Consider the following 25,561-nt stretch of genomic DNA (forward strand, 5'->3'; position numbering starts at 1 on the left):
AATCATGACAAAAGAAAGTAAAAAGATAGGTGTTGGAGAAGCATTTCCATTAGCTTTACAACACGTGGTAGCCATGGTAGTAGGCTGCGTTACAGTTCCAACAATTCTTGGAACTGCAGGTGGTATTGGTAACGATGATTTAGTAATCATGATGCAAGCTTCACTTTTTTGTGCCGCAATTGCAATATTGATTCATGCTTTAGGTAGAAAAGGAATTGGCTCAAATCTTCCTGTAATTATAGGTAGTGGATTTGCGTTTATTCCAACACTAACAAGTGTAGTAAAAACAGACGGTATGTCTGGCGTATTAGGTGCGCAGTTAATTGGTGCACTTGTAGGTATTTTAGTTGGTCTTGGATTTAAGAAGATTCGTTTCTTATTTCCACCAATCGTAACTGCATCTGTAGTATTAACAGTAGGTATTTCTCTTTATGGAACTGCTGTAAAATACATGGCAGGTGGAGAAGGTAGTGATTTATTTGGTTCACCAAAAGCTTGGTTTGTCGCTCTTATTACTTTGGGTTCTGTATTATTCTTTTCACAATACTGCAAAGGAATCCTTAAAGTATCAGCAACCTTGCTAGGACTTGTCGTAGGTTATGTTGTAGCAGCAATTTTAGGAATGGTTGATTTTACAAGAGTAGCTGAAGCTTCCTTTATTGCATTACCAAAGCCATTTCACTTTGGTATCAGCTTCTCAGCAGGCGCAATCGTATCCATGATCATTATCTTTGTTATCAATTCGATTCAAGATATCGGACAATTTGAAGCAACTACTGCTGGAGCGTTTAATCGTAAGGCTACAGATAAAGAATTATCAGGCGGTATCATTGGAAATAACATTTCCAGTGCTTTAGGTGCAATTTTTGGTGGTACACCAAATGCGACTTGTGGTCAAAACGTTGGTATTGTTGTTACCACAGGTGTTACAGATAAAATTGTATTTATTGTAGCTGCTTTTATTATCATGGTAACAGCTTTAGTTCCAAAATTAGCAGAGTTATTTTTAACAATCCCACTTCCAGTACTTGGAGGTGCGACAATCACTGTTTTTGGTAGTATTGCAATGACTGGTGTAAGAATGTTATCAAGCGCTGGTTTAACTCCAAGAAACTTATCAATATCAGGTCTTGCTGTTGCATTAGCAGTAGGTTTATCTAGAACACCTGGTGCATTTGAAAAATGTCCAGAAATTATTAGGACAATTTTTGGTGGAAGCGAAATTGTAATTGTTGCTTTTGTAGCAATTATTTTAAATCTTATTTTACCAAAAGAAAAACAGTAATAAAAACGTATCAACTACAAATTTATAAGAAGATTTTGCAAAATAGAGAAAAAAATGTTATAACTATTTTGTAAAATCTCCAGGAAAGAGGTTAATATGAAAGAGACATTTAAAAGTGTATTTTATCCAAGAACAAACAAAGAAAAATCAAACATTGATTTTTTAAATTTTGAAGAAGCTAAAACAGCTCATGAATTCCATGCAAGCTTCCCTGTTTACAGCGAAACTCCATTAGTAGAGTTAAAGAACTTAGCACAGGCAATTGGTGTTAAAGACATCCATGTAAAAGATGAATCTTACCGTTTTGGTTTAAATGCATTTAAAGTATTAGGTGGTTCTTATGCAATCGGCCGTTTAATTGCAGATAAGATCGGTGAAGACATTAAAAATTTACCAGCTACAAAAATGATCTCCAAAGAAGTAAAAGATAAAACAGGAGATATGGTATTCGTAACAGCTACTGATGGTAACCACGGACGTGGTGTTGCTTGGACAGCAAACCAATTAAATCAAAAATCCGTAGTTTACATGCCAAAGGGATCTGCTATTGAGCGTTTAGAAAATATTCGTGCTGAGGGTGCAGAAGCTAGCATCACTGATATGAATTACGATGAAGCAGTTCGTCTTGCAGATAAGAATGCAAAAGAAAAAGGATGGATTGTTGTTCAAGATACAGCATGGGAAGGATATGAAGATATCCCAACATGGATTATGCAAGGTTACATGACTCTTGGTTATGAAATCGTTAAACAATTAGAAGAAAGCAAGGCAGAAGCGCCTACACATATCTTTTTACAAGCTGGTGTTGGTTCCTTAGCAGGAGCAATCTGTGGTTTCTTTGCAAACTACTACAAAGGAAATCAACCAAAAATCGTTGTAATTGAGCCAAACAAAGCAGATTGTATTTATCGTACAGCAGAAGCTAACGATGGAAAACTTCACTTTGTAACAGGTGATTTAGATACAATTATGGCTGGTTTAGCTTGTGGCGAACCAAACTCCATTGGTTGGAACGTATTAAGAGATTATGCAGATGCATTCATTTCTTGCCCAGACTATGTAGCTGCTGACGGTATGCGTGTAATGGCTAGTCCATTAGATGGCGATAACAAAGTTGTTTCTGGTGAAAGTGGTGCAGCAACACTTGGTTGTATCTACAATGTACTTACTGATGACTCTTTAGTTGACTTAAAGGGTAAATTAGGACTTGATGAAAATTCAAGATTATTATTTATCTCCACTGAAGGTGATACAGACAAAGAAAATTATCGTAACGTTGTATGGAATGGTAAATCTTCACGTTTCGAAGCGTAGTTTTTATTATTAAATATGCCGCAAAGCGACATTATATAGATTTACATTTTAGGAGGATTTAAGTATGCTTAGCGCAAACAGAGAAAAAGAATTAATCGAATTAGCTCAGAAAATGATTCAAGCAAAGAGCTATTCAGGAGAAGAAAAACAAGCTGCAGAAACAATTGGTGAATTCTGCAAAGCAAATGGTTTTGATGATGTTACATATGATAAATATGGTAATGTTATCGGTGTAATCAAAGGTAACCGTCCAGGTCCTAAGGTATTATTCGATGGACATATCGATACTGTACCTGTATCTGATCCAACAAAGTGGACTCAGGATCCATTCAAAGGTGATATCGTAGATGGTAAATTATACGGACGTGGAACTTCTGATATGAAGGGTGCAGTTTCTGCATTTACAGCTGCTGCTAAATACTTCGCAGAAGATACAAACCGTGATTTTGCTGGTGAAATCTTAATCGCTGGTGTTGTTCATGAAGAATGCTTCGAAGGTGTTGCTGCTCGTGAAATCTCCAAGAACTTCAAACCAGATTATGTAATCATCGGTGAAGCTAGCCAATTAAACGTTAAAATTGGTCAACGTGGACGTGGTGAAATCGTTGTTGAAACATTTGGTAAACCAGCTCACTCTGCAAACCCAGAAAAAGGTATCAACGCAGTTTATAAAATGAGTAAAGTTATCAATGCAATTCAAACTTTAGTTCCAACAGAACACCCAGTACTTGGAAAAGGTATCTTAGAACTTACAGATATCAAATCTGCACCATACCCAGGAGCATCTGTAGTACCTGAATACTGCCGTGCAACATATGACCGTCGTCTTTTAGTTGGTGAAACTAAAGAATCCGTTATCAAACCAATTCAAGATTTACTTGATAAATTAATGGCTGAAGATCCAGAATTAAAAGTAAAAGTATCTTATGCAGTTGGTGAAGAAGTTTGCTACACTGGAAACAAGATCGAAGGAGAACGTTTCTTCCCAGGTTGGTTATATGATAAAGATGAACCATGGGTTCAGGCAGTTCTTACTGAATTAAAGAACGCTGGATTTAATCCAGAAGTTACTCAATACAACTTCTGTACAAACGGATCTCACTATGCTGGAGAAGCTGGTATCAAGACATTAGGTATTGGACCATCTCTTGAAAGCTTAGCTCATACAGTAGATGAATACATCGAAGTTGAACAGTTAACAAAAGTTTGTGAATGCTACTACGGAGTAATGAAAGCATTATTAGTTTAAAGAAAGCTGTGATAATATGAAGACATTAATTAAAAATGCTACTATTGTCGATGGAAGTGGAAAACCGGCATACGAAGCTGACTTATTGATAAAAGATGATAAAATTGAAAAAATTGGTCAAATTGGTGACACTGATGTAGAAAGAACAATTGATGCAAAGGGACTTGTTGTAGCTCCTGGCTTCATTGATACACATTCACACAGTGATTTGGATGTATTATTACGTCCTCACGTTATGCCAAAGGTTATGCAAGGTATTACTACTGAATTTCTTGGACAGGATGGTGTCTCTATGGCACCCCTTCCAAAGAAATATATCTCAGATTGGCGTAAAAACATCGCTGGTCTTGATGGCGTAAGCGATGAAATCGATTGGAATTATGAAACAACAGATAATTATCTTAAGATGATCGAAAACGTAGGCCCTGGTATCAATGAATGTTACTTAGTTCCTCACGGAAATATCCGTATGGAAGCTATGGGACTTGATAACCGTCAGCCAACGGATGAAGAAATCGAAAAGATGAAAGAAATTACACGTAGAGAAATGGAAGCTGGTGCATTTGGTTTATCCACAGGATTAATTTATATTCCTTGTGCATATTCTGAAAGCAAAGAAATCATTGAAATGTGTAAAGTTGTAGCTGAATACGATGGTGTATTTGTAATTCACCAAAGAAGTGAAGCAGATACAATTGTTGATTCCATGAACGAAGTAATTGAAATCGGTAGAAAATCTGGTGTTAGAGTACACTGGTCTCACTTTAAAGTTGCTGGAAAGAAAAACTGGGATAAGATTGATACAGTTTTAAAACAGTTAGAACAAGCTCGTGAAGAAGGAATCATTGTAAGTTTTGATCAATATCCATATGTTGCAGGAAGCACAATGATGGGTGCTATTTTACCACCTTGGGTACACGATGGCGGTACAAATAAAGTTATCGAACGTTTAAAAGACCCTGAAATGCGTAAGAAAATGCGTCATGATATGGAAAATGGTATCCATGGTTGGGATAATTTCGTTGATTTTGCAGGATTTGAAAATATCTTTGTTACAAGCGTTGTAACTGAGAAAAATAAAGATGCTGTAGGATTAAGTATTACAGAGCTTGCAGAACTTCGTAACTTAGACCCTTACACAGCAGCATTTGATCTTCTTATGGAAGAAGAAAATGCAGTTGGTATGGTAGACTTTTACGGTAAAGAAGATCATGTAAAATTATTTATGGCTCGCCCTGAAATGAATGCTTGTACGGATGGTTTATTAGCACCTGGAAAACCACATCCAAGACTTTACGGAAGTTTCCCAAGAATTCTTGGTAAATATGTTCGTGAAGAAAAAGTAATGACATTAGAAGAAGCTGTAAAGAAATTGACTTCTAAAGCTGCAGAAGCAATGAACCTTAAAGATAGAGGTTTATTAAAAGAAGGATATTACGCAGATATCACAATCTTTAACCCTGATACAATCGCAGATAAAGGTACTTTCATAGATCCAATACAATTCCCAGAAGGCATTGAATATGTTATTGTCAACGGAAAAGTTGCGGTTGAACATGGAAAGCATACTGATGTATTAAATGGTAAAGTTATTAGAAATAAAAGATAATATAATCTTAAAAAATAAGTCTCTCGTTTTTTAAACGAGGGACTTATTTTTTTGGCCCTATGTCAAAGTTTTGGATCTACGTCAAGGTTTGGGGTATGAGTACTCTGAAGTGTATTCTTTTTAAAAACTTATTCAATTGGGATATACCCAATAACATCATTATTTTTGCTATTACATATCAATATACAAAAGTTATGTCCCGAGGTGTCTCCAATAGTAAATTTCCAGTGTTTATCCTCTGAATTTGCAAAATAATCTTTTACTCCTTCTACAACGATAAATACACTTTCTTTTTCTTCCTCTTTAAGAGTTAATACACTTACTGTCTCCAAATCAATTTCACTATTTGGAAAATTGTTTTCAATATAGTTGATGCAATTTGCATAGGAGTTCCAATATTTTTCCTCAAGACCTGATGCTTCATACATTGTTGAATACATATCACCAGTGCTTTTTTCTTTGGTAGTGTTATTTCCACAGGCTACAGTAGAAATAAGTATAACAAATGATAAAATAAATAAAATTGATTTGTGCATCTGTATCCCTCCTTTTATATTATTAGTTTATTATATCAAGATAAATACTTCCATACATAAATTCATTAATCTATAGAAAAAATTAGAAAAATATATTGACATACACTATTTCTTAGTGTACTATATAACTAGTTCACTAAGAAATAGTTGCATGAAAGCAAAAGCAAAAGTAAAAGTAAAAGTAAAAGTCTTTAGGAAGGAGAGATTTATGGAGTTTAATAATAATATGCCAATATACGTACAGGTAATTCAAGATATTAAAAAGCAGATTGTAAATGGAACCTTAGAACTTGGTAGTAAACTACCATCTGCAAGAGATTTGGCAATTATATATCAAATCAATCCTAACACTGCGAATCGAATTTATAAAGAACTTGAAATTGAAGAAATCTGTACTACAAAACGAGGCCTAGGAACGTATGTAACAGAGGATAGCAATAAGATTGTGTTACTAAAAGAAGAGATGGCGCAATCATTATTAGAAACTTTTATCACAGGTATGAAGGATTTATGCTATACCAAGGAAGAAGTAATTCGGGTGTTAAACGATAAATATGATATTTAAGGAGAGAGCGTATGTTAGAAAGTAGAAAAGTTGTAAAACGTTATATGAGTAAGACTGCCGTGAATGATGTTAGCTTTGATGTGGAAGCAGGCAAGATTTATGCTTTGTTAGGACCAAATGGAAGCGGAAAGACAACATGGATGAAGATGGTTGCTGGCTTAATAAAACCAACAAGTGGAGAAATCTTATTTAAAGGAAATCCAATTGGAATCGAATCTAAGAAAAAGATAGCTTATATGTCAACGGAACCATTCTTTTATAATTATATGACAATTAAAGATGTAGGAAAGTATTATCAAGATTTCTTTGAAGATTTTAGCATGCGACGTTATGAGGAATTATTGTCTCGTATGGAACTTAATATGAGTGATAAGGCAAAGAATTTATCCTCTGGTATGGCAGCGAAACTAAAGATTGCTGCTACATTAGCAAGAAAAGCAGAACTTTATCTTCTGGATGAACCACTAAATGGTATTGATATTATTGCTAGAGAACATATCATTAATACAATTTTAGAATCAGCAGAGGAGAATACCTCAATCGTAATATCAAGTCATTTAGTTGATGAGCTTGAAAAGATTATAGATAACGCTGTTTTCATTAAGAATGGTAATCTTGTATTAGAAGGTGAAGCTGAGAGTATTCGAATGGAACGTGGAAAATCTATTGTTGAGTTGTATAAAGAAATTTATGCCTAGATGGGGAGGAGTCGGTTGCAAAAAATATTTCGGCCGACAGTAAGGAGGATTATATGTTTAAATTAATGAAGTATGAAATAAAAAAACAGATGCTTTCAAAAATCATTATTCTTATTACGTTAGGAATCTTAGAATGTGGATTTGCATACGGAGTCATAGCGGATAGTGAAAAGACAATAGCAACTTTTGTTGGTTTATTCGTATTTGTAGCTATCGCGGCAACTGTGTTTGTTTCCTTTGAAAGTATTTTAACATTTTCAAATGATCTTAAAACGAAACAAAGTTATATGTTGTTTTTAACACCAAATTCAACGTATTCAATCGTTGGAGCTAAGATTCTTTCAGCGATAACTCAGATTTTATTAACTGGAGTGGCATTTGCTGCAATCATAATCGGAAATATTATCTTTTTAACGGTACGATATGATGAACTGGGAAATTTAATGAAAACGGTGAATGAATTAATCAATCAAATACTAGGTGCCAACATAGACTTAGGATATATTATAGCAGTTCTTATATTCTTAGCTCTTAATTGGTTAAGCGTTGTAATCATTGCAATGTTATCTATTACTTTAAGTGCAACATTTTTAGCAAACAATAAATTTAAAGGATTTGTTAGCGTTGCGATTTTCTTTGGATTGAATTTTATTTTATCTAAGATATATGGATTATTAATACCAACCATTACATTTACAACCAATGATTTTATTGTAACGGATATAGCAATATTAGTAGTGATTGTCATTTCATACTTAGCCACTTCATTTATGCTTGATAAAAAGGTAAGTGTATAAGGTTGATATATATAAAAATAGCGAATGTCATACGTTTACATACATGACATTCGCTATTTATTGTAATATAGAATGTTATCGTTTATATCTAATTTTTAGAACCTTATATTAAGCACGGTGTACCATAGGCGTAAAATCTTCACTATCGGCACAAAAGAAACCATCACAATGACTTAAAATAGCTTGCATAATTTTTTTGACTGTATCATATTGCTCTGGAGGAAAAGTAACCATAAAAAGTGTTTGAATTTGATTATTCTTTAAAAAGGCATCGCCTTCCTTATCTTTAAAGTATGGTTTTAATGGTTCGAAATCGATACTTTCTTTTTCTGTTAATTCTATTTCTAGAATATTAGCAGCTTCCCAAATTTCCATTGTATAGTTGTCTTTTAAAATATCATAAATAGTTCTAACATTAATTTCTTCTGGGCTCATAAAAAACCAGTCACCAGTGATTAAATTATTCTTCTGACTTTTAGAAGGGGTATTTTTTTTATTAAACATAGTTGCACCTGTATCTTTCCATATTTTACGTGAGATATTTATTCTTGCTATAAGTTTGCTTCGTTCGGTCGATACCTATGTAAACGAATTACTGATAAAAACACTATTATGTACCGATTTTATTTTATGCGGAATTTAAAAATAATTATAGCATGATATATATAAATTTTCTATGCCATTTCTGAATTTATGGTAACAAATTAGATAGAATTATGATTGTTCGTCTAGTCCCAAAGAAGTATAAAAGTGTGTTGCATGTTGTGCTGAATGTTATCCTTAATTTTGGATTGTAATGTTTAGCACACTTTTTATCTTCGAAGTCTTATTGCGAAAAGCAAGAAATGGCACAAAATTTATCTTCTTATGGCACGATGTTTTAGCGTATTTCGAATATAATCAGTTATAGTAATAGTTATATTAGAAAAAGTAATAATTGTGCTTTTGTAAGCACTTACTTGTAATTCCGGGCATTTCATTAATATGATAACCCATAAAACTAATACACCATGTGAAAGGAAGATAATTATGAGTCAACAAAGAGAGTATCACAATCCTGTGCAAAGAGGATTTTTCCCTGATCCATCGGTAATTCGTGTAGGTGACGATTACTATATGGTTAATTCATCTTTTCAGTATTTCCCAGCAATACCAATTTCTCATTCAAAAGATATGGTAAATTGGCATGTGATTGGGCATGCAGTAACGAATCCAGAATATCTGCCAATCGAAGACATTAAGGATTCCCATGGTATTTGGGCTCCAGATATCTCTTATCATAATGGAACATTTTATATTTTTGCTACCTTGCGTTTAAATGGGGATGGAACTAGAGATAACAATGTATTAAGACGTCAGCTTATGGTTACTTCAAAAACACCAGAAGGACCTTATTCTGCGCCAACCTGGTTAGAGGCCGACTGTATAGATCCGTCTCATTTTATTGATGATGATGGAAAACATTATATGGTGATCGCAAGAGCAGCAACGGTATACCCACTTAGTGATGATTGCAAAACAATTATAGGCGAGCCAAAAGTAGCTTGGCCAGGTACTGGTGAACGATGTCCTGAAGGACCACATATTATGAAAAAAGATGGTTGGTATTATGCAATCGTGGCAGAAGGTGGAACTGGATATGGTCATGGTATAAATGTTGCAAGATCAAGAAATCTTTTTGGACCTTATGAAGAATGCCCATACAATCCAGTGATTCGTCAAAAAGATCCGAATGCGCCAATTCAAAGAGCAGGGCATGGTAAGTTGGTACAAACACAAAATGGTGATTGGTGGATGTATTATTTACTAGGCAGACCAAATTGCGGCAACTATACAACCATTGGTAGAGAATCTGGATTAGACCCAGTAACATGGACAGAGGATGGCTGGTTTATTGTAAATGAAGGAAAAGGACCAAGTACAGTTCAGGTGGCACCGAACCTTCCGGAATGTAAATTTGAGAGAAATTTATTTGATGATTTTAATGAAGAGGAATTAAATCTTGAGTGGGAATTTGTTCGTTTACCGGATAATGGTTCATGGTCATTAACTGAACGTCCGGGGCATTTTAGAATATGGACTCGAGATGGACAGTTAAATGAAATTAGAGCAAAAAATACCTTACTAAGAAGAGAACAAGAATTAAGTTATACAGCTGAGACAAAGGTAGAATTTAATCCTTCTAGAAATGGAGAGCAAGCTGGTTTAACTTGCTATTATAGTACAGCTACTTATGCAAGATTTAGTCTTTGCTATGAAGAGGGTAGAAAGTTACAACTAGTGATTAACCGTAATCATGGGGAAGAATTAATTGCAGAAGTAAATGAGGTAAAAGAAGGCCCTGTATATTTAAGAGTTAAAGTAGAAAAACTTACGAGAACATTTTATTATAGCTATGACGGAAACACTTGGGAAGTGGCTGGTGTCTTAGAGAATTGCATTTATTTATGTGATGAGGGCGTTCCAGATGATCCTAAGAGACATACAGGTACATTGGTCGGAATTTATGCCAACAATGGCGGTTGTGGTAGCAGAATAGCAGCGGATTTTGATTATTTTAAATATGAAGACTAAATAAGTAGTATAAAACAGATTGCGTATATTTACTTTTCCAATAGAAAAGATTTTTAGAGGACATTTTTTAGTGATGTAATCATTGAAAAGTGTCCTTTTTGCGTGTGCTACAATTTTCAATAATTACACATTACATAGTAAATTCTGTTATAAAATGGTTTTACACATTGTAAACTTTTCTAATTCATAGTAGAATAAATGAAATTAGTTTATTTCGTAAGAAAGAAATTGTACATGATAGAAATTGTACATGAAAGAAATTGTACATATAAGAAATTGTTCATGTATGAAAATATGCATGAATGAAATTATTTATGAGTGAAATTGTTTCTGAATGAATTATCTATGAATGACAAGAAGATTATGAAACTTTTTAATGCGTACAGGAGGAAAAGATATGGCAGATGTAAAACCATTTTATTGTATTCGACCAAATAAAGAAGTAGCAAAACGTGTAGCAGCGCTTCCTTATGATGTTTATAGCCGTAAAGAAGCAAAAGAAGAAGCGAAAAAAGATGCTCTTTCCTTTTTGAATATTGACCGCCCTGAAACTCAATTTGAAGATAATATAGATATGTATGATGAAAGGGTGTATAAAAAAGCAAAAGAATTATTGGATGGACGCATAAGCGATGGTACCTATATCAAAGAGAACAAGGAATGTTATTATATATATGAACTGATTATGAATGGTCGTTCTCAAACCGGAATCGTTGCTTGTGCTTCTATTGATGATTATCAAAATAATGTAATTATGAAACATGAGAATACAAGAGAAGAAAAAGAAATAGACCGAATTCGTCATGTAGATACCTGTAATGCACAAACAGGACCCATTTTTTTAGCATACCGATCCAATGAAGAGCTTCATAATATTGTCGCAAAGGTTAAAACGAACGAAGCTTTGTATGCTTTTACAAAAGAGGATGGCGTCACTCATAATGTTTGGCTTGTGGATGATGATATCATAATTCAAAGAATAAAAGAAATTTTTAAAGATATTCATCATATTTACATAGCAGATGGGCATCATAGAGCTGCATCAGCCGTTAAAGTAGGTTTATCTAGACGTGAAAAACAAGGTACATATTCTGGAAAAGAAGAATTTAATTATTTCTTATCTGTTTTATTTCCAGAAGATGAGTTAATGATTTTACCATATAACCGAGTAGTGCATGATTTGAATGGAAATTCAAAAGATGAGTTTATAGAAAAAATCTCTAAGAATTTTAAAGTGAATTTTGTTGGAAATAATCCTTATGAACCTAAGAAAAAAGGTACTTTTGGAATGTATCTTGATGGTGGCTGGTATGAATTGATTGCTAGTGATGAACTTTTAGGTGAGAAAGATCCGGTAAAACAGTTGGATGTTTCGATTTTACAGGATTATTTGTTAAATCCGATTTTAGGTATTAAAGATCCAAGAACCGATGAGAGAATTGATTTTATTGGTGGAATACGTGGATTGGCTGAATTGGAATATAGAGTTAAAACGGATATGAAAGTTGCATTTTCGATGTATCCAACTTCCATTAGTGAATTATTTGCAGTATCAGATGCAAATCAGTTAATGCCACCTAAGTCGACCTGGTTTGAACCAAAATTAAGAAGTGGTATTTTTATTCATTCATTGGATGGTGAGTAAAAAAATTATTTCCTCTTAGCTCTTTTTAGGTACTTATACTGATTAGTATTTAAAGAAGTAGCATATATACGGGTTTATACTAAAGTAATAAAAAAACAAGGGGTTATCATGTTTATTGATACATTAATATTATCAAATGAAAAATGGAATAATCAAGATGAGATACTTCTTGAGTATGTAGCCAAAGAACGGAAAGAACGTTTATTACGATATCGTTTTGATATTGATCGAAAATTATCTTTATATTCTGCATTGATTGTGCAGATGAGAGCGATGCAGCAGTTAAAGATTAATAATTCAGAAGTTAATTTTATAAAAAAAGAAGATGGAAAACCAATGCTTGATGGTTATCCGGAATTTTATTTTAATATATCTCATACACGGAGTGCCGTCATGTGTGGTTTTTCTAATAAAGAGATTGGTGTAGATGTAGAAAAAATTATGAAAGCACCATTTGATATTATGAGAAAATGTTTCACATCAGACGAAGTCGAAATTGTAGACACTAAGATTGAAGAAAATGAAAATTTCTATAAAATCTGGACAAGAAAAGAAGCGTATGGAAAATGGAATGGAAAGGGAATCGCTCAAGATTTAATAAGTCTTAACACCTTACAACCAAAGGATAATATAGCATTTGAAACTTGGAGAGATGAAGATTATATTTTTTCTGTGTGTGAGGCAGGAGAGAGTATTGAGTTTATAAAGAGAATGTTAACAGAAGATATAATTTTAGAATTTTTTCTACAAAATAAAAATTTATAGGCAAGATAAAGGAGCAAGTTCAAGAAATTGAGCTACTCCTTTTTTTGTATCCCAATGAAAATAAACCACTGGTTAAGCTGTAGGTCCTGATTACTTAGAGGATTTGACACCTGAATCGTTCCAAGTTTTTGCTTCTATTTAATTAATAAAATTTATCAAAAAATATTTGACAGTGAAACATTGTTATGTTACACTATTTTCAATAAAACAATGTTACATTGTTAGGAGGGAGTACTAAATGCTGATTTCAAAAAAAGACCTGCTGGCTATTACGGGGATATCATATGGGCAACTCTATCGGTGGAAGAGAGAGCGATTAATTCCTGAAGAATGGTTTATAAAACAATCTTCGTACACTGGGCAAGAAACTTTTTTCCCTAGGGAGCAAATATTAAGCAGGATACAATCTATTCAAGAGTTAAAAGATAAATATTCTTTAGAAGAATTGGCAAAGATGCTATCTCCTGAAGTTGCACCAATTAGCATTTCGTTGGAGGTATTAACGACCATCAGCGAGATAAATCAAGGTTTAATACCTATATTTATCAATTGCTTTGAAAAAGAGAAATTTGATTATGTAGAGTTGCTTCTTATGGTGATTATTTCAAAGTTAAATAATGAAGGCTTACTACCATTTGAAGATATAAAAGATCTCATCTTTGGTCTTAGGGATCAACTAAGGAATCTTAAATCTACTGGAATGATATTTTTGTTGATGAAATATAAAGATACATTTTTCGGAGTACTTTATCAAGATCAGACACAGATGATATTAGATGAACGTTTTACCATTGTGAAAGAATTAAGAATGGATGATGTTTCAAATCAGATTAAAATGAAGTATAAGCAAATTGGGAGGTTTTAGTATGCATTCACAGACAATTGAAGGTGTTGGAAGTATTTCAGGTGGCGAATATGACCGTATAGGAATTGAAGGAGTTGGCAATAGTAAAGGAGATATCATTGTCAAGGAGTTAGATATTGAAGGTGTATTTAAGAGTTCAGGGAAAATTAAAGCAGATTCTATTCAGTGTGAAGGTGTGGCTGAATTATCCGATGATGTTCGTGCTAATAAATTAATCATTGAAGGAGTAATGAAGTTATCTAAGAATGCTAAATTAGAAGCAGAGGAAATCATTTGTGATGGTTGTATGTATACGAAGTCCGAAATTTCCACAGATCGATTATACGTAGATGGTTGTATCAAAGCACAAGAAATCTTTGGTGAAGAAATCATAATTAATTCAAAGAGTAGTGTAACTAGTAAGATTAATTCTTTATTAAAGAATATCAATGAATCCTTTGCTATATTTGGAAACGCTAAAAAAAGTAGTAGTAAGGCTGATTTAATTGAGGCAACAACGGTAACGATTCATAATACACAAGTAAGAGAAATAAATGGTGCCAATATAACAATCGGTGAAAATTGTGAAGTTGACCACGTGGATTGTACAGGTACGTTAAGGGTACATCATACAGCTATTGTGAAAAAAATTACTGGAGTGACTCCAAAGTATACGGAATAACTCATAAAATTCTGAATAAAATAAAAAGTACAAATAAGATGCAAGATTTCTAGTATTTTGGTGTAAGAAATAATAGAGCTTTTCCAAAACGCTAGAAGTTAATGATTGAAGCAATCACCATTATATGGTAAAATATAACAATTAAAAGCGTTTTGGAAAGGAGTATTTTATGTGTAAAAATTGCAAAAAGAATACTATCATGGAATTCATTCCAACAAAGAAAAAGTCAAAAGGTCACAAAGTTATTAAAGCTGTTATGGCAGTTATAGCCATAAATGGCGCACTTAAGCTTTATTCAATGTATCGTGAGAATAAAGATAATGAAAAAGGCAAAAACGAAGGAAATGAAGTTAAAGTTTATAAGGCCTGTATGACTGGACGCGAAATTAAGTTAGATGGAGAAAAAGTTCAAGGCATCTTTATTAAGGCGTATATGTCTGGAGTTGACTTAGATTTAAGAAATGCAATCATAACAGAAGATATATTTATAACATGTAAAAGTATCATGAGCGGTATTAGTATTCGTGTACCACATGGAGTAAATGTTGAACTAGACGGTAAATGCGTTCTTGGTAGTATGGATAGTTCCGTTCCAGAAGCCCTTGAAAAAGTTGGTCCAACGGTATATGTTGATGCCAATCTTATGTTAAGTGGTCTGGCTGTTCAAGCTGGAAAAAAACAAAGCAAGGATTCTGAAAAGACAAATGAAGAAGATAGTATTTTTGAAGAAGAGAGCTTTGAAGAAAGTTTAGAAGAGATTCAAGAGGAAAGTGAACAGGATTTAAAAGAAGCTAGTAGCGAGGAATCAGAAGAGAATACTAGCGAATAGGATATACAAAAAAGGAGAAATTGATATGCTAGTTGAGCCAAAGGTTAGAGGTTTTATATGTGCAACTGCACATCCCGTAGGATGTGAGGAAAGTGTAAAGAGACAAATTAATTATATCAAAGAACGAGGCACCGCGAATGGACCCAAAAGAGTCTTAATTATTGGAGCATCGACTGGGTATGGTTTAGCATCACGTATTGCTGCAACTTACACCTATGGGGCTGCAACCCTTGGTATCATGTTTGAAAAGCCTGCAACTGAAAAACGTACTGCAACCCCAGGATTTTATAATACAAGAGCGTTTGAAAAAGCAGCTAAGAAAGACGGATATTATGCAAAATCATTAAATGGAGACGCTTTCTCTAGAGAAATGAAGGAAGAAACTATTGCATGTATTAAAGAAGACTTAGGCCAGGTAGATATGGTTATTTATAGTTTAGCTGCGCCAAGAAGAACGGATGAAGAAGGTGTAACTTATTCCTCTGTACTTAAAACCGTTGGTGAACCTTTTACGAATAAGTCTTTAGATTTAAGAACGAATGAGATCTCTGAAGCAACAATAATGCCTGCCACAAAGGAAGAAGAAGAAGCAACAGTAAAAGTAATGGGTGGCGAAGATTGGTATTTATGGATACAGGCACTAAATGATGCTGGCGTATTAGCCAAGGATGCAATTACAATCGCTTATTCCTATCTTGGACCAAAATTAACATATCCAATCTACAATGGTGGAACCATAGGTATGGCTAAGGAACATCTTTATCATACATCTGTGCAGTTAAATGAAGCCTTTAAAGAGTGTGGATTAAAAGCTTATGTATCGATTAATAAAGCTTTGGTAACCCAAGCAAGTGCAGCGATACCAATTGTACCTCTTTACATAAGCATTTTATATAAAGTAATGAAAGATAAAAATCTACATGAAGGTTGTATTGAGCAGATGGACCGCTTGTTCCGTGATCGCCTTACGAAAGATAATTTAGAGCTTGATGAACTTGGACGTATTCGTTTGGATGATTATGAGCTTAAAGATGATGTGCAGCAGATGGTTGAAGAATACTGGAATAAAGTAACAACCGAGAACGTGAATGACTATACAGATATTCAGGGGTATTGGGAAGACTTTTATCATATGTTTGGATTCAAATATGACAACATAGATTACTCCGTGGACGTTGATATAGAGTAAAATAATAGAGTTATTCTTTTATAAGGTAACCTTTCATTGGTTACAATATGAAAGAATAACTCTTTTTGATTTTCAATATTATAAATAGAAATTAAAGGCAAGGGTTCCAGCCGTCATTGCCAGCAAGTACTTTTTCTTTCGTATAGTGAAGAGCCTCTTCATCGGTTAATTGTTTAGAGAAAGGAGCACGTTTTCCTTCTGCGATAGCTTTTGCACCTTCGCCAGTATTATTATATTCTGCATAAAGAATTGTATCATGAGCATCTAGTTTATTCCAGTCGTGCCAGCCTTCGTCTTTAATATGAGCACCTAAATCGCAGTTCATAAAAATTGTTTTAGCAAAACTTCTCCAAGGACGACCAAGGTAAACACTCTTCTTTGGGCAGTTGCTGGTTAAAGTACAATTATTAAACACATAGCCATATTCTTGACCCTCTGCAGTACTTGCAGCAGTCACATAACCGTATACTTTTTGATCTTCTTCTTTAATAGCAGGAGGTAAGGAATCTGTCTTTTGTGAAAAGATTTCGCATTGATCAAAATAAGCAGTGGCACTACCGAAAATAAAGTCAACATCACCACGAATAAAACAATTATGATAATAATGTCTACCATTGATACGTTCTGCAAATTCCTTTGGTCCTGTAAATCCACCAGCTTGATATGCAGTAGGAGGAAGTGGTGCAGTAAACAAAGTATCTTGACTTCCTATAAAATAGCAGTTGTCAAAGATGATACGATCTCCATCCACATATAGTGCTAACGCTTGTCCAACATCTTTGCCAAAGCCTGCAGAATTTTCAAATAAAATATTTTTTGCTGTAAAGTCATGAGTATCAATAAAAACACTAGAAGTACGGAAAGTTCCACGTTTACTTCCATCTTCCATGATCATATCAGCATAATCATCATAAGTAAGAATTGTTTCTTCAACATCTTCACCTTCAAGTGTTATATAAGGTTTATTGATGACTAGTTTTTCTTTATATGTGCCTTTACGAATATAAATTGTAATTGGCTCTTTATTATCATCAGGAATAGAGGCAATTGCATCCGCAACTGTGTGATAATCGTTAGGATATTTTTCTGGATTTTCATTTGAAACATAGATGATAGAACTCATAAGCATTTCCTTTCTCTTACCGTTTATATACGTTATTTCATATGAAATTCATTATACCACCAGAAGGTTTACTTTTGCAATGAAAGAAGTTATAATGAAAAAATACAATAAAAAAGGGGATAAACCATATGATTAGGGAAACCTTTCAGAATATTTTAGATGAAAAAGATGTTAGACAAAATTTAATAAAATTAAAAGAAGAGCTCAGGGAAGATAAGAAAAATGATACTCATAACAAAGAATCTTTGTTATATTTCCTTGGTGGAAATTTTGATATATTTTATAAATTACTTAAGGATGAAGATGCAAAAGTTCGTAAAAATACAGCAATTATAATGGGTGAATTAGCAGTACCAAGCTTTTTACCAAAGTTATATTTGGCATATCAAGAAGAGACACAACGTTTCGTAAAGAGTGATTATTTAAAAGCAATGGAAGAGTTTGATTATAGAGAACTTTTACCAGAGTTTGAAAAACGAATTGAAGAGCTAAAAAAAGAGCCAATTACGGAAGAAAATAAAAAACATGTGACAGAGGAATTAAAGCAATTAACAAAATTAGTTCTTACGATGAAGGGAAGTAAAAAGCATAAGTTTACTGGCTTTGATGTAACTTCTGAGCTTATTTTATTAACAAATAGAAATCATATTCATGTTACATTAGAACAATTAAAAAATATACCAAGAAAAGAATTTTCAGCAGGGGTAATGGTTAAAACCAATGAACTGCGTAGAATAATGGAAATTCGTACGTATCAAGAACTTTTATTTGCACTTCCAGAAGTAAAAACTGTTCCAATGGATGTGCATGAAGCTGCAAAAAGACTTGTAGAAGGTAAATTTTTCGACTTTTTATTAAAGAGACATGAAGGTGAAGCACCTTTTTATTTTCGTGTGGAATTAAAGAGTAAATCCATTGAGAATAAGGGAGCATTCGTTAAGAAATTAAGTGCAGAGATTGAACATTTGTCAAAGAGAACTTTGATTAATTCTACAACAAATTATGAGGTTGAGTTAAGATTAATTGAAAATAAAGATGGAAAATTTAATGTTTTAGTTAAGCTTTATACATTAGAAGACAATCGATTCGAATATCGAAAAGAGGTCATAGCTACTAGTATTCGTCCAGTGAATGCAGCACTTACGGTAGAATTAGCCAAGCATTATTTAAAAGAAGGTGCACAAGTCTTAGATCCATTCTGTGGTGTAGGGACAATGTTAATTGAAAGAGATGCTATTGTACCTGCGAAAACAATGTATGGACTTGATATTTATGCAGAAGGCATCGATAAGGCAAGAATTAATGCAAAGGCAGCAGGACGTGTCATAAATTATATCAATCGTGATTTCTTTGATTTCAAACACGAATATTTATTTGATGAAATTATAACTAATATGCCAAGTACAAGATTTAAACAAGAGGAAGAGGCATTATTTACCTTATATAAGAGATTTTTTAATAAGGCAAAAGAGCATCTAAAAAAAGAAGGCATTATGGTGCTGTATACCCATAATCGTGAATTTGTAAAGCGATTGGGCTCAAAAGATGGATTTAGAATTGAAAAAGAATTTGAAATATCAATGAAAGAAGAGACATATGTATTTATTCTTCGTTATATGTAGAATTTTATAAGAATGCTTATATTGTATGAAATGAAGTAAATATTAAAAATATAAGCATCTTATAAAAATTAGTTAGAGTATAATGTAGCAGTAAATGAATTAGAATTTTGATAAGAATTTCTAATAGAAAATCTAATAGGAATTTTTATTAAGAAGTTTGTTAGAAAGGAATATACATGTTAAAAATAGGTTCTCATGTAGGAATGAGTGGAAAAGAAATGTTTCTAGGTTCTGCCAAAGAAGCAAATTCTTATGGTGCAAATACATTTATGATTTACACAGGCGCACCACAAAACACAAGAAGAAAGAAAATTGAAGAGTTAAATATTGAAGCTGGTAAAGCATATATGAAAGAGCATGGAATCTCTGATATCATAGTACATGCACCATATATTATAAATCTTGGAAATACAGTGAAGGAGGATATTTTCTCCTTGGCAACTGAGTTTTTAGCAATGGAGTTACAACGTGCAGAGGCTCTAGGAAGTAAGTATTTAGTTTTACATCCAGGAGCACATGTTGGTGCCGGCGAGGAAGCTGGTATCAAACAAATTGTGAAAGGCTTGAATGAAGTTCTTACCAAAGATACAAACGTGTATGTAGCGTTAGAAACCATGGCAGGTAAGGGAAGTGAAATCGGAAGAACCTTTGAAGAAATCGCTAAAATTTATGACGGAGTAGCACTTAATGATAAGCTTAGAGTATGCTTTGATACCTGTCATGTTAATGATAGTGGCTATGACATTGTCAATGATTTTGATGGTGTAATTGGTGAATTTGATAAATATATTGGAAAAGATCAAATAGCGGTATTTCATATTAATGATAGTAAGAATGAAAAAGGTGCAGCAAAAGATCGCCATGAAAATATTGGATTTGGATCTATTGGATTTGACGCATTGATGAATATCGTACATCATAAGGACTTTGAGCATGTACCAAAGATTTTAGAGACACCTTATGTTCCATTAGAACAAGATTCAAAAAAATCTTTTGCTCCTTATAAATATGAAATAGAAATGCTACGTCAAAAGCAGTTTGATGAAGCACTTTTAGAGAAAGTTAGAAGTCAAGCATAGTTTTAGAAAAAGTTATAATCAAGCTTGGTCTTGGAAAAAGTTAGAAACCAAGCGTAGTTCTTTTAAGAATACGAAATCAAGAGAAATACTTTTTATGAAATTTAACCCAACGCTTAATTATTTGTAAGAAAACTTAAATAACCAAGCCAAATCGAATGTTTGAATTTGTAAGAGGAGGGGCTCGTTATGAATAAAAGAAAAATATTCGGTATTTTAATCATGGTACTTGGATTTTGTATTTTTATGTATCCAATCGTGAGACAAGCAAATGCAAAACGAGTGCAAAACAATCTGATGAAAGATATCAGGGAAGTGATTAAAGAAAATATGGATATAAGTGCTACCGAGGATACATCTGATACAAATGATAACGATTCAGATTTAAATACTACATTGGAAGAAGAATATGCAGATTTAACTCTAACACAAGAGGTACAGCAGGAAACTGAAAATCCTGAGAATGTAAGAGATCGTTTGAAAAATCAAACGGTAATGGGCATTATTGAAATCGATAAAATTGATCTTATCTATGCAGTTGTAGAAGGAACAAGCGATGACAATCTTGGAGTAGCAATTGGGCATATGAAAAATACTGCAAAATTTGGTCAACCAGGAAACTGTGTACTCGCTGGACATCGTGGTGGTATCAGTGGACCTTATTTTAAGAAGATAGATAAGTTAAAAGTCGGTGATCCAATAAAATTAACAGATGCAAATGGAGTGGAATACACTTATCTCGTAACAGAATCTTTTATTGTAGAGCCAACGGAAGTATGGGTAGCAGAAAATAATACGGATGAAAAAATTTTAACATTAATTACTTGTGAGGATAATTCTACGAAACGTTTAATCGTACGAGCTAAGGCTAGCTAAGGTTAAAAATGGATTTTGGTAAAAAGATGATGCCAAAGGAATAGGAGGTTGCTATGGGTCTTTTGATTACTTTTATTATAATTGTCCTAATAGTAACTATAATTATAGGAGCAATTACTTGGAGATTATCCAATATAATATTAAAACCTAAGGTATTATCAACGAACGAAATATATGATAAAGAAGTTTTAAAGGGAAGATTGGATGAAGAATTTTATAATAGTATTAAAAAGGAAGAGTTTATATTAACCTCAAGATATGGGTATAAACTATCCGGCATAATTTTATCCAATGAAGAAACTAATAAATCTGTGAATCTTCATAAGGTTGCAGTTCTTTGCCATGGCTACACCTACGGCAAATATGGTTCAGTATGTTACGCAAAAATATTAATGGAGCTAGGATTTACTTGTGTGATTTATGATCATAGAAACCATGGAGATAGTGATAAAGTCTACACTTCAATGGGATACTATGAAAAATACGATTTACAGACAGTAATCGATTTTTGTTATGAACATTTCGGTGAAGATATAAAAGTTATAACACATGGCGAATCTATGGGTGCAGCTACGGTATTAAATCATTTAGAAATTGATAATCGAGTTACTTGTACTATTGCGGATTGCCCATTTTCTGATTTAACATCATTACTTCAATATCAGTTAAAGAGATACTATCATTTACCTGCGGCTCTCTTTTTACCAATTGCCAATCTTATTTTCAAAATCAGAGCTGGCTTTTTTATAAAAGATGTTTCACCAATGAACAGTGTAACAAACACAAAGACTCCTGTATTGTTTATTCATGGAGAAGACGATATGTATGTACCAGCTTCAATGTCAATTGAAATGTATGAAAAACGGAGTGAAGCGAAAGATATTTTTATTTGTGAAGGAGCGAAACATGCACAATCATGTATCATTGATCCTTTAAAATATTTTCAGTCCATTATTAAATTTTTAGATAAATATTATGCATAAGATTTAAGTAATCCATTTAGCTAGATGATGAACTGGATGGAAGCAGCATGGAGGAACTTATGAAACAGATGAACCCAAGTGATTGTATTAATATGAGTGAAGCAATTCGTTATCTTGGTTATGGAAATGATAAGCCGGATGAAAATATACAAGAAGAATTAGAGATTTGTAAGGATGCTATTATAAAAGCGATGCAACCAAAATATATGTACCGAGTATTTCCTATATTAAGAGAGGGAGAAAACTGGTATGTAGGGGAACATCAATTAGTGTTAGAAGGTAGTGCCATAAAGGATCATTTAGCAGATTGCGAATTAGTAGCCCTTGGCTGTGCAACCTTATCTGAAGGTGTTGATGTATTAATTGATGAAACTCAAAAACATGATATGTTACATTCCTTGTTATTAGATAGTTTAGCCAATGCTGCAATTGAAGAAGTTCGCATGGATTTAGAGAAGTCGTTAGCAGAAGAATATCAGGAGTATGAAATTAATTGGCAATTTGGTATTGGATATGGAGATTTACCTTTATCATTGCAAAAGGATTTTCTTACTTTAATTCATGCAAAAGAGGAAATTGGCGTAAGTGCAAATAATTCCAGTATATTAATACCATTAAAATCAGTATCAGGATTTATTGGTTTAAAAAGGAAAGGCAATAATTTAGGACAAGAAAAACAAAAAGAATTACATAGGAAGACATGCGGAAGAAATAGTTGTGAAACATGTTCTATGAATGACCGTTGTATGTTTAGAAAAAGGCTGTAAATACAGCCTTTTTCTATAAAAAAATTGGATAAAATAAGAGGTTTTAAGCTATTGTAAATAAAAAGAATAGAACGAATGTAAAGGTTTAACTATTGTAAATAGAAAGAATAGAACGAATGTAAAGGTTTAACTATAGTAAATAAAAAGAATAGAATGAATGTAAAGGTTCAACTATTGTAAATAAAAAGTATAGAATCAATGGAAAAAATCTTTTAGCTCTTTTTAAGAATTAGCAATAATAAAAAAATGTTTAATAAACAGTTAGGAGGTAAGCTTGTATCACTGGAATAATTTAAGGAGATTAAATTACTTACATTTTTTAAAAGTAGCAATAGGAAGTACAATTGCAGTACTAATCGCTAAATATTTTAATCTTGAATATGCAACATCAGCAGGGATTATAACCTTACTTACAATACAAACGACGAAGAAGGAAACGATACAAGTATCCATCAAACGAATTGCGTCATTTGTTATTGCAATGGGTTTGGCATCTTTCTTGTTTTTACAACTAGGTTTTTATACAGTTATCTACGGTGTATTTTTATTATTTTTTGTTATGCTATGTAACTTATTTGGTTTAGAGGTTGGCATAACTTCCAATGCAGTTTTAATCACTCATATTTTGGGACAAGGAGCGGTGAATGTAGATATAATTTTAAATGAAGTATATTTACTACTGATTGGTGCAAGTATTGGAGTAGTAATTAATTTATTTATACCAAAGAAGATAAAAGATTATAGGGAAAAACAACAAGGCATTGATGAAAAAATGAAGCAAGTATTACTTCATCTAGCAGAAGAAATTGTGGTTGAAATACCAGAGCAAGAAGAAGAAATTTTCAAGCCACTTATTCGTGAAATTGAAGATGCAATAACACTTGCAAAACAAGTATTAAATAATTCTTTTGATTCGGATACAATTTATTATTTGAATTATATGGAAATGAGAAAAAATCAATGTATGTTATTAAAGGATATACATCACCATATTCATCGACTAGGTGAAGTACCAAGTCAGGCCTATGAGATCGTTACATTTATACAGCATATATCAGACTCCTATCATGAATATAACAATGCCACAAGATTGCTTTATGAGGTAAATGTTCTTCGAAATAATTTCAAAAAACAAGCATTACCTGTTACAAGACAGGAGTTTGAGAGTCGTGCTGTATTATTTCAAATCTTTCATGATTTTGAATACTTTTTAAAGATTAAAAATAATTTTGCAAATTCTTTAACCGAAAGGCAAAAAGCGATTTATTGGAAACAATCAGAGTAACTCTTTTGCTAGTAAGTCTAATTCGGATTCACCATATACTTTGATACCATGCTTCATAAGAAGTTCAGCGCAGACGCCCATTCCAGGAATAAGATGACCAGAAAAAGTTCCGTCATAAATCATCTTGTTTCCACAGGATGGGCTTTTCTCTTTTAAAATAGCAATCTTACAGTGGCATGTTTGTGCAATATATAAAGCTTGTTTTGCTCCAAGATAAAATGCATCGCTTACATCTTTAGAATTATTTGTTATTATCTTATCACCGACACGTTCCGATGAGTCTCTTGGAGTTGAAAGTCCTCCAAGTTGTTCTGGGCAGATAGGGATTAACGTATGATGCTCATTTAATTTATATATAGATTCATTGATCTTACTTTGTCCATCATATCGGCAAGGTACACCCAGTAGACATGCACTTACTAAAATATTCATTTTTATCCTCCACTTTTTTCGCTCTTTTTTTGTATTTAGCAAGCTTGTGATTCGCAAACACAAGCTTGCGTGTAAAATTAATTTTTATTTTTTAACGATTCTTACAACTATTATTTTTAAATATATTACCTTAAGGTTAAATCAAAGTTATACAAAATGCAATGAAAACGAATAAAAACCATGTTTTTTTCACAAGATTAAGAAGGAAGCTAAATGAAGTGGTAGTAAAAAATAATAGGCAAAAGAAATGATTGCAAAAGGTAAGATTAGCAAAGAAAGGCTTGGTAAGATATGAATAAAGAAGATTCCATTCAATTACTTAAGGAGTGTAGCACTGGTACTAAAACTGCAATAGGAAGTATAGAACATGTACTAGCTGCAACAGAAAATAATGAGTTAAAAAGCTTACTAGAAGATTATAAAAAAGCCCATACAGAAATTGGCGGAAAATTAGACCAAATGCTTTTAAAATATGATGAAGAAGCAAAAGAGCCAAGTACTGTAACAAAACTTTTTGCAAATTTATCAACGGGAGTAAAACTTGCGCTAGATAATTCGGAACATGAAATTGCAAAATTAATGATGGACGGCTGTAATATGGGGATTCAATCGGTGAGTGAGTATATTAATGAATACAAAGAAGCGTCACAAGATTGCCAAGACATTGCGGATAAACTGGTAAAGACAGAACAAAGATTTATGGATGACCTTAGAAAATTTCTATAATTAAATACTTTATTATAGAATTAAAAATATTCTATTTCGATAAAACTTTGACATTTTCTTGTTTTTTGGTACAATCAAGTTAGAGTTAGT

The 25,561-nt window shown here is 33.0% G+C and carries 25 protein-coding genes; 21 read left to right on the plus strand and 4 right to left on the minus strand.

Annotated features, from left to right (window positions below):
• Positions 1–4 precede the first annotated feature (4 nt).
• The 4 genes from BN4220_RS11110 (at position 5) to BN4220_RS11125 (ending at position 5,457) form a co-directional block, all read left to right on the plus strand.
• Positions 5–1,285: a uracil-xanthine permease family protein gene (locus BN4220_RS11110; protein ID WP_066716080.1), complete on the plus strand. Its 1,281-nt coding sequence runs from the start codon at positions 5–7 to the stop codon at positions 1,283–1,285.
• Between the two features lie 96 nt (positions 1,286–1,381).
• Complete coding sequence (dpaL, locus tag BN4220_RS11115) at positions 1,382–2,599, plus strand: diaminopropionate ammonia-lyase (RefSeq protein ID WP_066716081.1); 1,218 nt, start codon at positions 1,382–1,384, stop codon at positions 2,597–2,599.
• Positions 2,600–2,663: 64 nt separating this feature from the next.
• The gene (locus tag BN4220_RS11120) at positions 2,664–3,848 is read left to right on the plus strand and encodes a YgeY family selenium metabolism-linked hydrolase (RefSeq protein ID WP_066716082.1); all 1,185 of its coding nucleotides are present in this window, start codon (positions 2,664–2,666) and stop codon (positions 3,846–3,848) included.
• A gap of 16 nt (positions 3,849–3,864) precedes the next feature.
• Positions 3,865–5,457, plus strand: a complete 1,593-nt coding sequence (locus BN4220_RS11125; protein WP_066716083.1) for an N-acyl-D-amino-acid deacylase family protein — start codon at positions 3,865–3,867, stop codon at positions 5,455–5,457.
• A 128-nt stretch (positions 5,458–5,585) separates the two neighbouring features.
• Here BN4220_RS11125 and BN4220_RS11130 read toward each other — a convergent pair whose 3' ends face one another.
• Entirely contained in the window at positions 5,586–5,993 is a 408-nt protein-coding gene (locus BN4220_RS11130) for a hypothetical protein (protein ID WP_066716084.1), read from the minus strand.
• A 208-nt stretch (positions 5,994–6,201) separates the two neighbouring features.
• Here BN4220_RS11130 and BN4220_RS11135 point away from each other — a divergent pair, with 208 nt between their 5' ends.
• Genes BN4220_RS11135 through BN4220_RS11145 form a run of 3 tightly spaced genes read left to right on the plus strand, consistent with a single transcriptional unit; the run spans position 6,202 to position 8,053 of the window.
• Positions 6,202–6,558: a GntR family transcriptional regulator gene (locus BN4220_RS11135; protein ID WP_066716085.1), complete on the plus strand. Its 357-nt coding sequence runs from the start codon at positions 6,202–6,204 to the stop codon at positions 6,556–6,558.
• An 11-nt stretch (positions 6,559–6,569) separates the two neighbouring features.
• Positions 6,570–7,256 carry an ABC transporter ATP-binding protein gene (locus tag BN4220_RS11140; protein WP_066716086.1) on the plus strand — a complete coding sequence of 229 codons (687 nt, stop codon included), beginning with the start codon at positions 6,570–6,572 and terminating at the stop codon, positions 7,254–7,256.
• A 53-nt stretch (positions 7,257–7,309) separates the two neighbouring features.
• Entirely contained in the window at positions 7,310–8,053 is a 744-nt protein-coding gene (locus BN4220_RS11145) for a hypothetical protein (RefSeq protein ID WP_066716087.1), read from the plus strand.
• Positions 8,054–8,161: 108 nt separating this feature from the next.
• Here BN4220_RS11145 and BN4220_RS11150 read toward each other — a convergent pair whose 3' ends face one another.
• On the minus strand, positions 8,162–8,557 hold the full coding sequence (locus BN4220_RS11150; RefSeq protein ID WP_066716089.1) for a hypothetical protein: 396 nt from the start codon (positions 8,555–8,557) through the stop codon (positions 8,162–8,164).
• Between the two features lie 525 nt (positions 8,558–9,082).
• On the opposite strand from BN4220_RS11150, the gene BN4220_RS11155 reads away from it, so the two are divergent.
• From BN4220_RS11155 to fabV, 7 genes are all read left to right on the plus strand, one after another.
• Positions 9,083–10,627 (plus strand): glycoside hydrolase family 43 protein, encoded by a 1,545-nt coding sequence (locus BN4220_RS11155; protein WP_066716091.1) that lies wholly within the window; start codon positions 9,083–9,085, stop codon positions 10,625–10,627.
• Positions 10,628–11,024: 397 nt separating this feature from the next.
• A complete protein-coding gene (locus BN4220_RS11160) occupies positions 11,025–12,272 on the plus strand; it encodes a DUF1015 domain-containing protein (RefSeq protein ID WP_066716093.1) in 1,248 nt (415 codons plus the stop codon).
• A 108-nt stretch (positions 12,273–12,380) separates the two neighbouring features.
• The gene (locus BN4220_RS11165) at positions 12,381–13,037 is read left to right on the plus strand and encodes a 4'-phosphopantetheinyl transferase family protein (protein ID WP_066716095.1); all 657 of its coding nucleotides are present in this window, start codon (positions 12,381–12,383) and stop codon (positions 13,035–13,037) included.
• 238 nt (positions 13,038–13,275) lie between these two features.
• Positions 13,276–13,902, plus strand: coding sequence for a DUF4004 family protein (locus BN4220_RS11170; protein ID WP_066716097.1), 627 nt, complete (start codon positions 13,276–13,278; stop codon positions 13,900–13,902).
• A 1-nt stretch (position 13,903) separates the two neighbouring features.
• Positions 13,904–14,563, plus strand: coding sequence for a hypothetical protein (locus BN4220_RS11175; RefSeq protein WP_066716099.1), 660 nt, complete (start codon positions 13,904–13,906; stop codon positions 14,561–14,563).
• A gap of 169 nt (positions 14,564–14,732) precedes the next feature.
• Positions 14,733–15,392 (plus strand): LiaF domain-containing protein, encoded by a 660-nt coding sequence (locus tag BN4220_RS11180; RefSeq protein WP_066716101.1) that lies wholly within the window; start codon positions 14,733–14,735, stop codon positions 15,390–15,392.
• A 25-nt stretch (positions 15,393–15,417) separates the two neighbouring features.
• A complete protein-coding gene (gene fabV, locus BN4220_RS11185) occupies positions 15,418–16,581 on the plus strand; it encodes an enoyl-ACP reductase FabV (RefSeq protein WP_066716102.1) in 1,164 nt (387 codons plus the stop codon).
• Between the two features lie 91 nt (positions 16,582–16,672).
• On the opposite strand, the gene BN4220_RS11190 is transcribed toward fabV, so the two are convergent.
• Positions 16,673–17,704: a pectinesterase family protein gene (locus BN4220_RS11190; RefSeq protein WP_066716103.1), complete on the minus strand. Its 1,032-nt coding sequence runs from the start codon at positions 17,702–17,704 to the stop codon at positions 16,673–16,675.
• Positions 17,705–17,832: 128 nt separating this feature from the next.
• Here BN4220_RS11190 and BN4220_RS11195 point away from each other — a divergent pair, with 128 nt between their 5' ends.
• The 6 genes from BN4220_RS11195 to BN4220_RS11220 all read left to right on the plus strand — a co-directional run bounded on the left by BN4220_RS11195 (position 17,833) and on the right by BN4220_RS11220 (position 24,313).
• Positions 17,833–19,326, plus strand: coding sequence for a TRM11 family SAM-dependent methyltransferase (locus tag BN4220_RS11195; protein WP_066716104.1), 1,494 nt, complete (start codon positions 17,833–17,835; stop codon positions 19,324–19,326).
• A 176-nt stretch (positions 19,327–19,502) separates the two neighbouring features.
• A complete protein-coding gene (locus tag BN4220_RS11200) occupies positions 19,503–20,405 on the plus strand; it encodes a deoxyribonuclease IV (protein WP_066716106.1) in 903 nt (300 codons plus the stop codon).
• A 186-nt stretch (positions 20,406–20,591) separates the two neighbouring features.
• Positions 20,592–21,278, plus strand: a complete 687-nt coding sequence (locus BN4220_RS11205) for a class D sortase (RefSeq protein WP_066716108.1) — start codon at positions 20,592–20,594, stop codon at positions 21,276–21,278.
• 53 nt (positions 21,279–21,331) lie between these two features.
• Positions 21,332–22,261 (plus strand): alpha/beta hydrolase, encoded by a 930-nt coding sequence (locus tag BN4220_RS11210; protein WP_066716110.1) that lies wholly within the window; start codon positions 21,332–21,334, stop codon positions 22,259–22,261.
• 59 nt (positions 22,262–22,320) lie between these two features.
• Positions 22,321–23,028, plus strand: a complete 708-nt coding sequence (locus tag BN4220_RS11215; RefSeq protein WP_066716112.1) for a vitamin B12 dependent-methionine synthase activation domain-containing protein — start codon at positions 22,321–22,323, stop codon at positions 23,026–23,028.
• A 274-nt stretch (positions 23,029–23,302) separates the two neighbouring features.
• Positions 23,303–24,313, plus strand: coding sequence for an aromatic acid exporter family protein (locus BN4220_RS11220; RefSeq protein WP_066716114.1), 1,011 nt, complete (start codon positions 23,303–23,305; stop codon positions 24,311–24,313).
• On the opposite strand, the gene BN4220_RS11225 is transcribed toward BN4220_RS11220, so the two are convergent.
• Entirely contained in the window at positions 24,305–24,745 is a 441-nt protein-coding gene (locus BN4220_RS11225) for a DUF523 domain-containing protein (RefSeq protein WP_066716116.1), read from the minus strand. The two genes, BN4220_RS11220 and BN4220_RS11225, sit on opposite strands and share 9 nt — an antisense overlap.
• Positions 24,746–25,036: 291 nt before the next feature.
• Here BN4220_RS11225 and BN4220_RS11230 point away from each other — a divergent pair, with 291 nt between their 5' ends.
• Complete coding sequence (locus BN4220_RS11230) at positions 25,037–25,471, plus strand: hypothetical protein (protein WP_066716117.1); 435 nt, start codon at positions 25,037–25,039, stop codon at positions 25,469–25,471.
• Positions 25,472–25,561: the final 90 nt, after the last annotated feature.

The organism is Clostridium sp. Marseille-P299, from assembly GCF_900078195.1.
Classification (GTDB): Bacteria; Bacillota; Clostridia; order Lachnospirales; family Lachnospiraceae; genus Lachnoclostridium.